The organism is Yersinia sp. 22-579 (genome assembly GCF_030433455.1).
GTDB lineage: Bacteria > Pseudomonadota > Gammaproteobacteria > Enterobacterales > Enterobacteriaceae > Yersinia > Yersinia enterocolitica.
The window spans coordinates 131,116-145,624 of the sequence record NZ_JAUJTZ010000010.1; the positions used below are offsets into that span (position 1 = coordinate 131,116).

Consider the following 14,509-nt stretch of genomic DNA (forward strand, 5'->3'; position numbering starts at 1 on the left):
ATCCCCGGCTTATCAGCAGTAACTCAATTATCAGAACAGTTCGTGAGTCTGGCCGTTATCCATCAGCGTGGTACCCGCTTCATGTACAGAATATTCGGTAGGTTGTGTCCCCTCGATAAAGTACTCTGAGCGGCTACCTGGCCCACCTGTGGATAGTTTACCTGTTTGCTTATCAATCACTACACTGACGATACCCGGTGGTGGCGCGACTTGTTTTTCCGGCAAACCTTCAAGGGCTGCTTTCATAAAGTCATTCCACGCCGGTTGAGCAGTTTTCGCCCCGCCTTCAGCACCTGATATCTGGTCAGAAATTGCGCCAGATGCAGTACTACGACCCAAGTCACGGCGATGATCGTCAAAACCAATCCAGACTGATGTCACAGTGTCCGGGCCATAGCCGGAGAACCATGCATCTTTCGAGTTGTTGGTGGTACCGGTTTTACCGCCGATATCTTTGCGTTTTAAATCGCGCCCAGCACGCCAGCCTGTCCCCATCCAGCCCGGTTCACCGAAGATGTTGGAGTTCAATGCATCGCGAATCAGGAACGCCAGCGGTGTGCTTATTACATGCGGTGCATATTGCTCATCGCTATTGAGCTTAGCTTGTGCTGGAGTGACTTGTTCCAGCTCCGGCATTGGCACATTGCTGGCATTATTGGTTTGTGACGTCGCCACATTTTCGGTGTTATCGTCGGATAGCACCACAGAGCGCTGTGTATCGCCATAAATGACCGGCAGGTTACACTCTTCACAGACAATTTTCGGTTTCGTTTCAAACAGCACATTGCCGGTATCATCGGTGATTTTGGTGATGAAATACGGATCGACCAAATAGCCGCCGTTTGCCAACACCGCATAACCTCGGACTAGCTGCAATGGCGTGAATGAAGCGGAACCCAGCGCCAATGATTCTGAATGCACGATGTTTTGTGCCGGGAAACCAAAGCGTTGCAGATATTCAGCCGCATAATCTACACCCATGGCGCGCATGGCTCGCACCATCACCACGTTTTTCGATTGACCCAGGCCTTGGCGTAGACGAATCGGGCCGTCATAAGTGGGTGGCGAGTTTTTTGGCCGCCAGTCGGTACCCGCACCGGCATCCCAACGAGTAATCGGCAAGTCGTTGAGAATGCTTGCCAAGGTCAGGCCTTTGTCCATCGCCGCGGTGTACAGGAAAGGTTTGATATTCGAACCAACCTGACGCAATGCTTGTGTAACACGGTTGAATTTACTTTGGTTAAAGTCAAAACCGCCTACCAGCGCTTTAATCGCACCATTATTCGGGTCAATAGAAACCAAGGCAGAGTTGACGTCTGGTACTTGAGCGAGCCACCAGTTGTCATCCACTTTTCTGACCCAAATCTGCTGACCTGGCTGAACAACATCGGTGACCTTTTTAGGTGTCGGCCCCTGAGCATTGTCAGATTTATACGGACGCGCCCAGCGCATACCGGCCATCGGTAATGTCACGCTACTACCATCAGCCAACATGGCTGTTGCCTGTTCCGCATTTGCCTCAGTGATAACCGCAGGCAACAGTGGGCCATAGACTGGCAGTGTTTTCAGTGAATCAATAATTTGCTCACGACTCCACGCGCTTTCGCCCACCTTCCATAACACATTGGATGGGCCACGATAGCCGTGGCGCATGTCATAAGCCAACACATTGGCGCGTAAGGAGTCCACCGCCGCGAGCTGAAGCTTTTTGGTGATAGTGGTATAGACCTGATAACCGTCGGTATAGGCGTTTTCGCCATAGCGCTTAATCATTTCCTGACGCACCATTTCGGACAGATAAGGTGCTGAGAAAGCAATTTGCGGCGCATGGTAGTTGGCAACTAACTCTTCACTACGAGCCTGATCGTACTGCGCTTGGGTGATGTACTTTTCATCCAACATGCGCGACAGCACCACATTACGACGTGCAACAGCGCGGTCATGTGAGTAAAGCGGGTTGAAAGTTGATGGCGCTTTTGGCAAACCGGCAATCATCGCCATCTGGCTGAGAGTCAACTCGTTGACTTCTTTACCGAAATAAACCTGCGCCGCCGCCCCGACACCATAGGCGCGGTAACCCAGATAGATCTTGTTCAGATACAACTCAAGAATTTCATCTTTGGTCAGTAGCTGTTCAATGCGAATGGCCAGAAAAGCCTCCTTGATTTTACGCATCAAGGTTCGTTCCGGGCTTAAGAAAAAGTTTCGCGCTAATTGCTGGGTGATGGTACTGGCCCCTTGAGAGGCGCGCCCCGACACCATAGCAATAGAAGCCGCACGTAGGATACCCACCGGGTCCACACCGTGATGCTCATAGAATCGGCTATCTTCCGTCGCAATAAACGCATGCACCATTTCTGGTGGAATTTGTTTTAATGTCAACGGGATACGGCGCTTTTCACCGTATTGGGCGATCAATTCGCCTTCGGCGCTATACACCAACATAGGTGTTTGCAGCCGGACATCTTTCAGTGTGGCAACGTCGGGTAGCTGAGGCTCAATATATTTGTACAGGCCAAATATTGAGGCTGCTCCCAGTAAAATGCAACACACCGCAAGGATCAAAAAATACTTTACGAACTTCACCTGAGATTTCCCATTCAATGTCAATTGGGCAGTTTATAAACAACCGCGCCGTAGTATAAAGGCAAGCCCGTTACATGGATACGTACTTTTATTCTGTCTCGACACGGAGGTCGACAAAGATGTACACACAATATTGGCAGGTTGGGCTAGATATTCAAATGGAGGCGATACGCGCCTTGGCAGTTGTCAGACGGCGCTATGGTTGGCAACTGCGGTACTGGTGGCATCAAACCTTACCTTATGGGGCTGTGCGGGAGGGTATTTTACAACAGCCAGATGTGGTTAGCGACAAACTCAAATTATTACGCAAACAATTACCGAGACATATTTCATTACGCATTGCATTGCCCGCACAGCGGATCTTGCAACAGAGCATTCCCGCCCCGGATCGGCGGTTACGCGAACCCGAACGCGAGGGCTTCATTCATGCAGTGGCAAGCAAGCTTTTCCCGCTAAGCAGCCAGGAATTGGCGCTGGATTATCGGGCGGTGTCTGAGCGTGAATTATTAATCACTGCTGCTCGCCAGTCAGAAGTTCGCCAATGGCAAGAATGCTTACAACAGGCTGATCTGCCATCACACATCATTGATATCACTCCCTGCGCTCTACGTTATATGGCGATGGCAGCCGGTTTAGTGGGGCCTTATTGGTTAGTCCATCGGCTGGCGCATGAGTGGCTGTGGGTCTCCTCCAGTGACATGCCGTTTATCTTCGGTGTGGTGGCTATCGAAACTGACGATGCACCGGAGGGCGGCTCTAATATGCTCAATCCGTTATCGATATTATTGACGCAACTTCGGACCCAATATTCTGCATTGAGTGATAAGGCAGTCAAAGTGTATTACAGCAGTATCATGGGTGAGCCTGCACCGGAAAATACTGCACTCTGGTCACCTTTTGCTGCATTTACTCAGTATCAACCTCCCTTGCCTTCATCACCGGCAGCATTCACCTTAGCCGGAGGACTGGCATTACGCCCAGTAGATGACTGATGTATCAAGTTAACTTTTCATCATGGCGTACAGCCTGTCAGCGATCTCGCTACCGATTTTGGCGCAACATAGGTTTGTGCCAAGGGATACTTTTTGCCATCTCTCTGGTGGCTATGCAGATGCAGTTACACTCACGACAAATCAGCCAACAAGGCAGTCTGAGGGCACTTTTGCAACAGCAGTCTGTATTGAGCCAGCAGCATCAACAGGTGCAACAACTCATGGCGCGAAAACAGCGTGCGGAGCAGCGAATACAGATGTATCGGCAAATGCATCAATCTGCCCATCGTTACTCGGTGTTACTGCAACAGCTATCCCAGCAAATTCCCGATAACTGCTGGTTGATCAGCCTGATACCGCAAAGCGATAAGCTGGTTTTCGAGGCAGTCAGCCAAGATTACGCCGCGATCCATGATTTTTTAGCGCGATTGGGCCGACAGCCTCTACTGGCAAATGTGCGCCTACAGCGGATTGCTCAACGGGATGATGGGCATTTTCGGTTTATGGCACAGGCGGATTGGCCTCAGGAGGGGATAAGTGATGAATAAACAGTTGCAACGTTGGCTGGATCGGCCTGGCTGGCAGCTCTACTTATATCAATGGGGGGTACTGGGGCTGATGGGTTTAGGTGTTTATAGCATGCTGCTGCGCCCTCAATGGCAACAGCAGCAGCTCAGCACTCAGGAAATTATCCAACACCAACAACAGGTTGAGCGGCAACAGTCAGAGTTGGCACTGTTCCCATCGCTATTTTCTCTTCAACAGGAACTGACCGCGTTGAGTGTGGCAGAAGCATCGCGACAGCAACCCGGCGGCTCAATAGCACATTTAGTCGGCAAATGGATTGGGCCTTTTGGTGGTCAGGTTATCAGTTGGCAGCGTCAATCTGAACCGCTTGTGGGAGGTGGCGGAGCGGGTCTTGTCGAGCAACAACAATGGGCAGCAACCTTACGGATCAACTTTTATGGATTACGCCATTTACTTCGTCAGTTAGCCACCACTCCATCACCGATTCAAATCCAACTAATTGATATTACGCGTGATAACCATGCACTGACCGTAAAACTAACCCTACAAGAGTATCTTGCCGGAGGTGGAAGTGAGTTATCACCGTAGGAGTGCGTGGGTGATCGGAGGGCTACTGGTCGCAGTATCACAGTTTCCAGTTGTGGGTGCAGAATCCCTATTGGCAGAGGTTGGGCGCAATCCTTTTGAGCGAATATCAACGGCATCTTGTGATGATGATCGGAAAACGCTTGCCGGGTGGCGATTGCAGGGCATTGTCCGCGGTGCAGATTATCATATTGGCTGGGTACAACGTTCAGAGGGGCAGTGGCAAAAGGTGGCGATAGAAACGCGCTTATTGCCCTATTGGCAGGTAACTCACATCAGTGAGCGGCAGGTTAGCCTCCAGCATGTCAATGCGGAGCGATCATGCTCAGGCTCATCGGGTTCTATGGTGCTTTCAATGCGCTAACCCATTAATAATCAGTATTAAAAGGAATGAATCTGATGAGAGTCTCGCTATTTAAAATCACAATCATATTTAAAATCAAAAACTGGCTTTGGGCTGCATGCTGCATGGCGCGAGAACTATTTTCCACTCTTCTACTGTGCGGTGTTTTGCTCACCACTTCGTTTGCCACTGATGCCAAAAGTGGCAAGCCAGTTTCACTGGAGTTTCAAGATGCTCCCGCCACCGTGGTATTACAAGCATTGGCTGATTATCAGCAATTAAACTTAGTCATTGCGTCGGATATTGGCGCGAATCTCAGCCTCCGACTAGTGGATGTCCCTTGGGATCAAGCGCTTGCAATCGTTTTACGGATGAGTCACCTGAAAGTAGAGCGGGAAGGGGCGGTGATGTTGGTTTTCACCGAACAGGATAGTGAGGAAAGGCGATTGCGGGCGGAACAAAAAACCGCGCCGGAATCGCTGAGTAATTTGAGTCTCGCCTTACAATATGCCAATGCCGAAGAAGTTGCCGACAGTTTGAATCTGGCGGAAGGGGGGCTACTGTCCCCTCTGGGCAGCGTAGTGGTAGATAAACGTACCAATACATTATTAATTCGCGATACTCCCGCATCATTAGCATTATTAAAAAATTGGCTGGCAGAGATGGATTTGCCCTTGCAGCAAGTCCAGTTGGCCGCGCATATCGTGACCATGAGCCGCGAAAACTTGCAAGAACTTGGCGTACGCTGGGGTATGGGGGATGCCAAACCTACCTCTTCACTTCGAATGAGTGATTTTAATGTAAATTTGCCTCTACCAAATAGTGCTGTCAGCGCCGGTTTTAATGTTGCCCGCATTGGGGGGAGGCTACTGGAACTGGAGTTGAGCGCACTGGAACAGGAAAATGAGGTCGATATCATTGCCAGCCCTCGATTGGTGACCTCTCATCAACAAACCGCCAGTATCAAGCAAGGTTCCGATATTCCGTATACTGTCTCGCGAGGTAAAAAAGGGGCGACCACGATTGAGTTTAAAGAAGCAGTGCTAGGGATGGAGGTCACACCGAAAATACTGCGGAATGGTAAAATTACTTTAAACTTAAAAATCAGCCAAAATATGCCAGGAATGGCGATGAAACGTGGTGATAGTGAAACTTTATTAATAGATAAGCAGGAAATACAAACCCAAATTACGGTAAATGATGGCGAAACGATTGTGTTAGGCGGGATTTTCCAGCAAAAAAGCAGTCACGGGCTTAATAAAGTCCCTATTTTGGCCGATATTCCTTGGTTGGGTGGGCTGTTTAAACAGGATGCCCGGCAACAAAGCCGTCGGGAGTTAGTTATTTTCATCACGCCAAGGTTAATCAGTGCTTGAGTATTATGAGGTGCTGATTTATGAAAACAGACCAATCTTGGTGACTTTCTGCAACTTTTTGTGTGATTGGGGGCTTCTAAATTTGACGCTGCCTCGGATTTAGCTTACAAGGGTTACCGAATTGAGCTCCGAGGTTTTTAATAACGTTGATACGCCGATAAAAACGTATGGTTTCCCTCCCACGACGTGTACAACGATTTATTCGGTTGCCAAACTACCAGAAGTGCTGAGATAATTTTCCGTCTGATCTCGCACTATCGCTCATGAGGTTTCAGTTTAGGTCCCGTTGCTAATTTGATTGGCGGGGCGGGTTATCATTAACGAATAGTCTTAGTAATACCAAAAACATGGCAGAGAAACGCAATATCTTTCTGGTTGGGCCTATGGGTGCCGGCAAAAGCACTATTGGTCGTCAGTTAGCTCAGCAACTCAATATGGAGTTTTTCGACTCTGATCAAGAAATTGAGCGACGTACCGGAGCTGACGTGGGCTGGGTATTCGACGTGGAAGGCGAAGAAGGTTTCCGCGATCGTGAAGAAAAAGTTATTAATGAACTGACGGAAAAACAAGGCATTGTGCTGGCAACCGGTGGTGGCTCTGTTAAATCCAGAGAAACCCGTAACCGTTTGTCAGCCCGTGGCGTTGTGGTGTACTTGGAAACCACGATCGAAAAGCAGTTGGCCCGTACGCAGCGCGACAAAAAACGTCCGTTGTTGCAGGTTGATTCGCCTCCGCGTGAAGTGTTAGAAGCACTGGCAAAAGAACGTAATCCGTTGTACGAAGAAATTGCAGATGTCACCATCCGCACTGACGATCAAAGCGCGAAAGTTGTTGCTAACCAGATTATCAACATGCTGGAAAGTAACTGATTTTAGCATTTTACTAATGCCCACGGGCGTAAGTTAAGAAGGTTACTGGGCGCGACATGGAGAAGATTACTGTCACGTTAGGGGAGCGTAGCTACCCGATTACGATTGCTGCTGGATTATTCAATGATCCAGTCTCTTTTAAGCCGCTGAAGGCGGGTGACCAGGTCATGCTGGTAACCAACCAAACGCTAGCGCCACTCTATCTGGATTCGCTCCGGGCAGTGCTGGAACAAGGCGGCATTAAAGTTGATCAGGTGATTTTACCTGATGGCGAGCAGTATAAATCTCTGAGTGTTCTGGAGCAGGTATTTTCTGCCCTTCTGGAAAAACCGCACGGTCGTGATACTACACTTGTCGCCTTGGGTGGCGGTGTAGTGGGCGACCTGACCGGTTTTGCCGCCGCTTGCTATCAGCGCGGTGTTCGCTTTATTCAAGTCCCTACTACTTTACTTTCTCAAGTGGATTCCTCTGTCGGTGGTAAAACCGCAGTGAATCATCCATTGGGTAAGAACATGATTGGTGCTTTCTACCAGCCCGCATCGGTAGTGGTTGACCTTAATTGTCTTAAAACCCTCCCTTCACGTGAGCTTGCTTCCGGGCTGGCTGAAGTTATCAAATACGGCATCATTCTTGACGCAGCTTTCTTTGAGTGGCTGGAAACCAATATCGACTCACTTCTTGCACTGGATATGTCGGCATTAGCCTACTGCATCCGTCGTTGCTGTGAATTGAAAGCCGATGTTGTCGCTGCCGATGAACGGGAAGAGAGCGGGATGCGCGCTTTACTCAATTTGGGTCATACTTATGGTCATGCCATTGAGGCCGAAATGGGTTATGGCGTCTGGCTACACGGGGAAGCTGTTGCCGCCGGAATGATGATGGCCGCGCACACCTCCCGTCGATTGGGCCAGTTCTCAGCTGAAGATGTTGAGCGTATCAAGAAACTGCTTTTACGTGCCGGTCTGCCAGTCAGCGGGCCGCAGGAAATGACGCTAGAGTCCTATTTACCACACATGATGCGAGATAAAAAAGTGCTGGCCGGAGAGCTTCGTCTGGTACTGCCAACTGCGATAGGTCAGTCAGAAATTCGTAGCGGTATTGCGCATGACATGGTGCTGGCGTCTATCGCTGATTGCCAGTTATAGAAAATGGCATAAGTACGATATTATACGTTTTATCATATTCCTTTGCTGCGGGCGGTTTAGCCTGTTAGCAGTCAGTAAAATCAATCAGCCGGGCTGCAATGATAAATGCGGTCGGCTTTTGCCTCTAGTTGGAGGGTTTAGATGGATGATTTAAAGCCGGAAGACGATCTGAAACCAGATAGCAGTGACCGTCGCCCTACACGTGCCCGTAAGTCCTCGACTGGGCCTAAGCTTGCTGTTTCACGCCAACATATGATGATTGGTATCGGCATTTTAGTGCTGTTATTGATTATTATTGCCATCGGTTCAGCCCTGAAAGCACCGACAGAGCACGAAGCATCCCAACAAAATCCAAATGTGGATGCTGCGCGAAACATCAATCTGTCTGATTCATCCTCACTGACCAGCGGCAATAATACCCAACCAGGTGTGGCAAATAACACCACCGATGGCCATGATGCCAATGGCGTGAAGAACAACGCTCAGCCACAAGATATCAATGTTCCGCCGATTTCTCCGACACCAACCGAGGCTGCACCGCAGTCTTCTGCTAACGCTCCGACTCAACGTGTTGAATTGCCGGGTAATATGTCTGACGCACTCTCTCAGACTCAGGGGCAGGTAGATACCTTGTCTCAGAATATGAATGATGGTCAGACATCCACATTGCCAACAGCGCCAGCAACGGTTTCGACTTCGAAAGGGGCCAAAGCGCCAGTAGCACGGGAAACCATTACTCACCCGGCGCAGAAACAGGCCACAGCCGCGACTAAACAACCTGCGATTAGTCATAAAAATCCAACTACGGTAGTGTCTCCAGCCGCTTCCGCAGGGGTGAAGTCAGGCTCAACTGGCAGCAGCAGCGCATTGAAAAATGCCTCTGGTAGCCACTTTACGTTGCAATTGAGCAGTGCATCGCGTTCAGATACCTTGAATGCTTATGCTAAGCAGCAGAAATTATCTGACTATCATGTGTATGAAACTAAACGTGATGGTAAGCCTTGGTACATCCTGGTGAGTGGTAATTACGCCTCTTCTGCTGATGCAAAAAGGGCGATAGCCACATTACCGGCCGATGTTCAGGCGAAAAAACCGTGGGTTAAACCTGTACAACAAGTACAGCAAGACCTTAGAAAATAAATCATTCTTATTTGTGCGCTGATGTGCTGTCTGAAACAGAGTACAATCTGCGGCTCTGAATTATTAAGTAGCTAACTGACGGCATGAAGAAAAACCGCGCTTTTTTAAAATGGGCTGGTGGGAAATATCCGCTGGTTGATGACATTCGACGCCATCTACCAGCGGGAGACTGCTTGATAGAGCCATTCGTCGGTGCGGGTTCGGTGTTCCTTAACACCGAGTATGAATCTTACATACTGGCCGATATCAACAGTGATCTGATCAACCTCTACAATATCGTGAAGGACCGCACTGATGACTTCGTGCGTGATGCTCGCGTTTTATTCACCGGCGATTTCAATAATTCCGAACAGTTTTACCAACTGCGTCAAGAGTTTAACGCCAGCACCGATGCCTATCGGCGTGCATTATTGTTTCTCTACTTGAATCGCCATTGTTATAACGGTCTGTGTCGTTATAATTTGAGCGGTGAATTCAATGTGCCTTTTGGTCGTTACAAAAGACCTTATTTCCCGGAAAATGAACTGTATTGGTTTGCTGAAAAATCGCAAAATGCCATTTTTGTTTGTGAGCACTATCAGGAAACTTTACTAAAAGCTGTGCACGGGGCAGTGGTTTACTGCGATCCTCCGTATGCACCATTATCAGCGACGGCTAATTTTACGGCATATCACACCAGTAACTTTGGTCTGGCGGATCAACAGAATCTGGCTCGTCTGGCTTACCAGCTGTCAGCAGAAAATAAGATCCCGGTCCTGATTTCTAATCACGACACAGAACTGACGCGCGATTGGTATCATCAGGCGTCACTGCATGTGGTCAAAGCGCGCCGTACTATCAGCCGGAATATCCTTGGCCGTAGTAAAGTGAATGAGCTTTTGGCGCTGTATAGCTGAGCGGGGCTGCCGCTCAGTAAAGATTCAAACCCCATGGTTTGTGAGAGAGAAAGCTTGCCACGCTGACGCCTCATAAAACAAAGAGACACGTTTGGAGAAGCGGATGAAAAAGTTTTTAATTGCCCCGTCTATTCTGTCAGCAGATTTTGCCCGTCTGGGTGAGGATACTGCCAAGGTGCTCGCCGCCGGTGCTGATGTTGTGCATTTTGATGTGATGGACAATCATTACGTTCCTAATCTGACTATCGGGCCGATGGTGTGCAAGGCTCTGCGTGATTACGGTATTACTGCCCCTATTGATGTTCATCTGATGGTAAAACCGGTCGACCGTATTGTCCCGGATTTTGCCAAAGCAGGTGCCACCTATATCACATTCCATCCTGAAGCCTCAGAACATGTTGATCGCACCTTGCAGCTCATCAAAGAGAGTGGGTGCAAGGCGGGTTTGGTGTTCAACCCAGCCACTCCGCTTAGCTATCTTGACTATGTGATGGATAAGCTGGATGTCATTTTGTTGATGTCGGTGAACCCCGGCTTCGGTGGTCAATCCTTCATTCCTGAAACGCTGAACAAATTGCGTCAGGTGCGTAAGTTGATTGATGACAGCGGTTATGACATTCGTTTGGAAGTAGATGGTGGCGTTAAAGTGGATAATATCCGCGATATCGCGGCAGCAGGTGCCGATATGTTTGTTGCCGGTTCGGCTATTTTCAATCAACCAGATTACGCCGCAGTCATTGATGCCATGCGCAGTGAATTGGCGATGTCTGCCAATGACTAAGTTCGACTCTATCCGCGGTGTGGCTTTCGATCTGGATGGCACATTGGTTGATAGCGCTCCAGGGCTTGCCAGCGCGATTGATATGGCGCTGTCACATCAAAACTTGCCGGTTGCCGGTAAAGATTTGGTATCAACCTGGATTGGCAATGGCGCTGATGTGTTAGTCGAGCGTGCATTGCGCTGGGCTGGCCGCGAGCCAGATGCACAATCTGTGGCGCATACCCGTGAATTGTTTGACCACTATTACGCCCAGACGGTTGAGCAGGGAAGTCAGCTATTCCCGCAAGTGAAAGCGACATTGGAACAACTGGCGGCCAGTGGCCTGCCGATGGGCCTGATTACCAATAAGCCCACGCCATTTGTTGCACCGCTGCTGAGGTCTTTGGGTATTGCCGATTATTTCTCCGTCATCATTGGCGGTGATGATGTTGTGGTGAAGAAACCGCATCCAGCTCCATTGTATTTATTGTTGGCCAAACTTGGCTTGCATGCCCATGAGATGCTGTTTGTTGGTGATTCACGTAATGACATTATGGCCGCGCAGGCGGCGGGTTGCCCCTGTGTCGGGCTGACCTATGGATATAACTACGGTGAAGCTATTGCCACCAGTCATCCTGACTGTGTGCTGGAGCACTTTGCCTGTCTGTTGCCCGCCATCGGGCTACCATCTTTAAAAGATCAGGAAGTATAAAATGAGTAAACCCACTGAAATACCTGCTGTATCCGATAAACAAAAACCTATCGTATTTAGCGGCGCGCAGCCGTCCGGCGAATTGACTATTGGCAATTACATGGGTGCGCTGCGTCAGTGGGTACAGATGCAGGATGACTATGATTGCATCTATTGCATTGTTGACCTGCATGCAATCACTGCTCGTCAGGACCCAACGTTGCTACGTAAAAGAACGCTCGATACCCTGGCGCTGTATCTGGCTTGCGGTATTGATCCGCAGAAAAGCACCATTTTTGTTCAATCCCATGTGCCAGAGCACTCGCAACTGGGCTGGGCATTGAACTGCTACACCTATTTCGGCGAACTGAGCCGCATGACTCAGTTCAAAGACAAATCAGCCCGTTATGCTGAAAATATTAACGCCGGTTTGTTCGATTATCCGGTATTGATGGCGGCGGATATTTTGCTGTATCAGACTAACCAGGTACCAGTCGGTGAAGACCAGAAACAACACCTGGAACTGAGCCGTGATATCGCCAGCCGATTCAATAATCTGTATGGCGATATCTTCAAAATTCCTGAGCCGTTTATTCCAAAAGCCGGTGCGCGGGTGATGTCCTTGCAGGATCCGACCAAAAAAATGTCCAAGTCTGATGATAACCGCAATAACGTCATCGAATTATTGGAAGATCCTAAATCTGTGGTGAAAAAGATTAAACGCGCCATGACCGATTCTGATGAGCCAGCGGTTATCCGTTATGACACTGAGAAGAAAGCCGGTGTTTCTAACCTGCTGGATATCTTGTCAGGTGTGACAGGTCAGTCTATTCCTGAACTGGAAGCCCAGTTTGAAGGCCAAATGTATGGTCATTTGAAAGGTGCGGTTGCCGATGCAGTTTCTGGCATGCTGAGCGAGCTTCAGGCGCGTTATCATCAATATCGCGAAGACGAGGCTTTCTTGCAGGAAGTTATGCGTGAAGGTGCGGCTAAGGCGCGTGCTCGCGCACAAGATACACTGGCTAAAGTGTATGAAGCTATTGGTTTTGTTGCACATCCATAAGTGAATCAATAAGTCATTCGAAGGGGGAGCCTTCCCCCTTCTGACTCAAATTTAGCTTAACCCACTTTTTCAACTTGTTCCTTCGTCCCTGCTTTGCCATGTTCCGCGCTGGAAAACCAATTCAGTTTTTCACGTAAGCTGACAACACTGCCGACGATAATCAGGCTTGGGCTGCTGACTTGCTGAGAAAGTAGTGCCAGCTGACTCAGTTCGCCGCTTACCACCCGCTGATGCCGTGAGGTACCATTCTCGACCAGAGCAACAGGGGTTGCCGCTGGCATACCGTGTCGAATCAGTTGCTGCTGAATCTCTGCGGCCTGTGATAGGCCCATATAGAACACTAAAGTTTGTTTTTCTGCCGCCAGATTTGCCCAATCCAACTGACTGTCTTTTTTGGCGTGGCCGGTAATCAGCCGCACACTCTGGGCGTGATCGCGATGGGTCAGTGGAATGCCACTGTAGGCTGAACAGCCAGATGCAGCGGTAATTCCCGGTACCACAGAAAACGGAATATCGTAGTCTGCCAGTGTTTCCAGCTCTTCGCCGCCACGGCCAAAAATAAACGGATCGCCGCCTTTCAAACGCACCACGCGTTTCCCTTGTTGCGCCTGTTGCAGCAAAATCTGATTGATTTGATCCTGTGGTACGGTGTGGCGGCCAGACTCTTTACCGACAAAAATTCGCTCGGCGTCGCGTCGCACTAAATTCATCACTTCATCGGACACCAGGCGGTCATATACCACCACGTCAGCTTGCTGAATCTGCTGTAAACCTTTCAATGTCAGCAAACCAGCATCCCCCGGCCCGGCTCCAACTAATACTACTTCGCCGCGATCAGACAGTGGCGCATTGAACAGTTGCTCAACGTGTTGCTCGACTTGTACCTGATCCTCATTAGCCAGTGATTGCGCCAGACGGTCGTGGGTGAGCAGTTTTTCCCAGAAACGGCGACGGTCAGTCATCGCGGCAAAATGCTGTTTTACCCGCTGACGTAAGTGACCTGCCAACTGTGCCAATTGGCCCAAATGCTGTGGCAGCATAGCTTCCAGTTTTTCTCGCAGCAATCGCGCTAACACTGGAGCTTTTCCGCCAGAAGAGATAGCTATCATGATAGGAGAGCGGTCAATGATTGATGGCATAATAAAACTGGTGCGCTTCGGGTCATCAACCACATTGCAGAACACCCGCTGTTGGTTGGCGCTTTGATAGACCAACGCATTGACGGTCACCTGGTCAGTCGCTGCAATCACCAACCATTTTTCTGCCAACAGTTCCGGTGCGAATTCGCCACTAACTAATGAAAGTTGCCCTTGCTCCGCCCAATCGTGAAACTGCTCGGTAAATTCACAGGCATTGACGGTGACGACAGCACCCGCATCAAGCAATAAGCGAGCTTTACGTTCGGCCACTTCACCACCACCGACCAGCAGGCAGGCTTTGTTTTGCAGTTGGCAGAAAATCGGGAAGTAGTCCATGGGCAATCCTTCAGGTTGAGGCCGCTAGGGGGTAAACCAGCCCCTAAGAGCTGGTGAATT

At 49.5% G+C, this 14,509-nt stretch carries 14 protein-coding genes; 12 read left to right on the plus strand and 2 right to left on the minus strand.

Annotation, left to right across the window (positions count from 1 at the left end; all coding sequences use genetic code 11):
* Nucleotides 1-30: 30 nt before the first annotated feature.
* Nucleotides 31-2,586, minus strand: coding sequence for a peptidoglycan glycosyltransferase/peptidoglycan DD-transpeptidase MrcA (mrcA, locus tag QSV56_RS13595; protein ID WP_005174714.1), 2,556 nt, complete (start codon nucleotides 2,584-2,586; stop codon nucleotides 31-33).
* Nucleotides 2,587-2,705: 119 nt separating this feature from the next.
* Here mrcA and pilM point away from each other — a divergent pair, with 119 nt between their 5' ends.
* The 12 genes from pilM (at nucleotide 2,706) to trpS (ending at nucleotide 12,974) form a co-directional block, all read left to right on the plus strand.
* Nucleotides 2,706-3,578, plus strand: coding sequence for a type IV pilus biogenesis protein PilM (gene pilM, locus QSV56_RS13600; RefSeq protein ID WP_046051840.1), 873 nt, complete (start codon nucleotides 2,706-2,708; stop codon nucleotides 3,576-3,578).
* A gap of 119 nt (nucleotides 3,579-3,697) precedes the next feature.
* Nucleotides 3,698-4,126 (plus strand): PilN domain-containing protein, encoded by a 429-nt coding sequence (locus tag QSV56_RS13605; protein ID WP_229690366.1) that lies wholly within the window; start codon nucleotides 3,698-3,700, stop codon nucleotides 4,124-4,126.
* Nucleotides 4,119-4,694 carry a hypothetical protein gene (locus QSV56_RS13610; protein WP_046694426.1) on the plus strand — a complete coding sequence of 192 codons (576 nt, stop codon included), beginning with the start codon at nucleotides 4,119-4,121 and terminating at the stop codon, nucleotides 4,692-4,694. Before QSV56_RS13605 ends, QSV56_RS13610 begins: the two co-directional genes overlap by 8 nt.
* A gap of 10 nt (nucleotides 4,695-4,704) precedes the next feature.
* Nucleotides 4,705-5,055, plus strand: coding sequence for a DNA utilization family protein (locus QSV56_RS13615; RefSeq protein WP_046051837.1), 351 nt, complete (start codon nucleotides 4,705-4,707; stop codon nucleotides 5,053-5,055).
* 35 nt (nucleotides 5,056-5,090) lie between these two features.
* On the plus strand, nucleotides 5,091-6,410 hold the full coding sequence (gene hofQ / locus QSV56_RS13620) for a DNA uptake porin HofQ (protein WP_301212757.1): 1,320 nt from the start codon (nucleotides 5,091-5,093) through the stop codon (nucleotides 6,408-6,410).
* A 347-nt stretch (nucleotides 6,411-6,757) separates the two neighbouring features.
* Entirely contained in the window at nucleotides 6,758-7,279 is a 522-nt protein-coding gene (gene aroK, locus QSV56_RS13625) for a shikimate kinase AroK (RefSeq protein WP_004391482.1), read from the plus strand.
* Between the two features lie 56 nt (nucleotides 7,280-7,335).
* Nucleotides 7,336-8,424: a 3-dehydroquinate synthase gene (aroB, locus tag QSV56_RS13630; RefSeq protein WP_301212760.1), complete on the plus strand. Its 1,089-nt coding sequence runs from the start codon at nucleotides 7,336-7,338 to the stop codon at nucleotides 8,422-8,424.
* A gap of 141 nt (nucleotides 8,425-8,565) precedes the next feature.
* The gene (locus tag QSV56_RS13635) at nucleotides 8,566-9,564 is read left to right on the plus strand and encodes an SPOR domain-containing protein (RefSeq protein WP_046694427.1); all 999 of its coding nucleotides are present in this window, start codon (nucleotides 8,566-8,568) and stop codon (nucleotides 9,562-9,564) included.
* Nucleotides 9,565-9,647: 83 nt separating this feature from the next.
* Entirely contained in the window at nucleotides 9,648-10,460 is an 813-nt protein-coding gene (gene dam / locus QSV56_RS13640; protein WP_005174698.1) for an adenine-specific DNA-methyltransferase, read from the plus strand.
* A 103-nt stretch (nucleotides 10,461-10,563) separates the two neighbouring features.
* Nucleotides 10,564-11,241: a ribulose-phosphate 3-epimerase gene (rpe, locus tag QSV56_RS13645; RefSeq protein WP_005174695.1), complete on the plus strand. Its 678-nt coding sequence runs from the start codon at nucleotides 10,564-10,566 to the stop codon at nucleotides 11,239-11,241.
* Nucleotides 11,234-11,932, plus strand: a complete 699-nt coding sequence (locus tag QSV56_RS13650; RefSeq protein WP_019081535.1) for a phosphoglycolate phosphatase — start codon at nucleotides 11,234-11,236, stop codon at nucleotides 11,930-11,932. Before rpe ends, QSV56_RS13650 begins: the two co-directional genes overlap by 8 nt.
* Nucleotide 11,933: 1 nt before the next feature.
* Nucleotides 11,934-12,974 (plus strand): tryptophan--tRNA ligase, encoded by a 1,041-nt coding sequence (trpS, locus tag QSV56_RS13655; RefSeq protein WP_019081534.1) that lies wholly within the window; start codon nucleotides 11,934-11,936, stop codon nucleotides 12,972-12,974.
* A 56-nt stretch (nucleotides 12,975-13,030) separates the two neighbouring features.
* Here trpS and cysG read toward each other — a convergent pair whose 3' ends face one another.
* On the minus strand, nucleotides 13,031-14,449 hold the full coding sequence (gene cysG / locus QSV56_RS13660) for a siroheme synthase CysG (protein ID WP_046051833.1): 1,419 nt from the start codon (nucleotides 14,447-14,449) through the stop codon (nucleotides 13,031-13,033).
* Nucleotides 14,450-14,509: the final 60 nt, after the last annotated feature.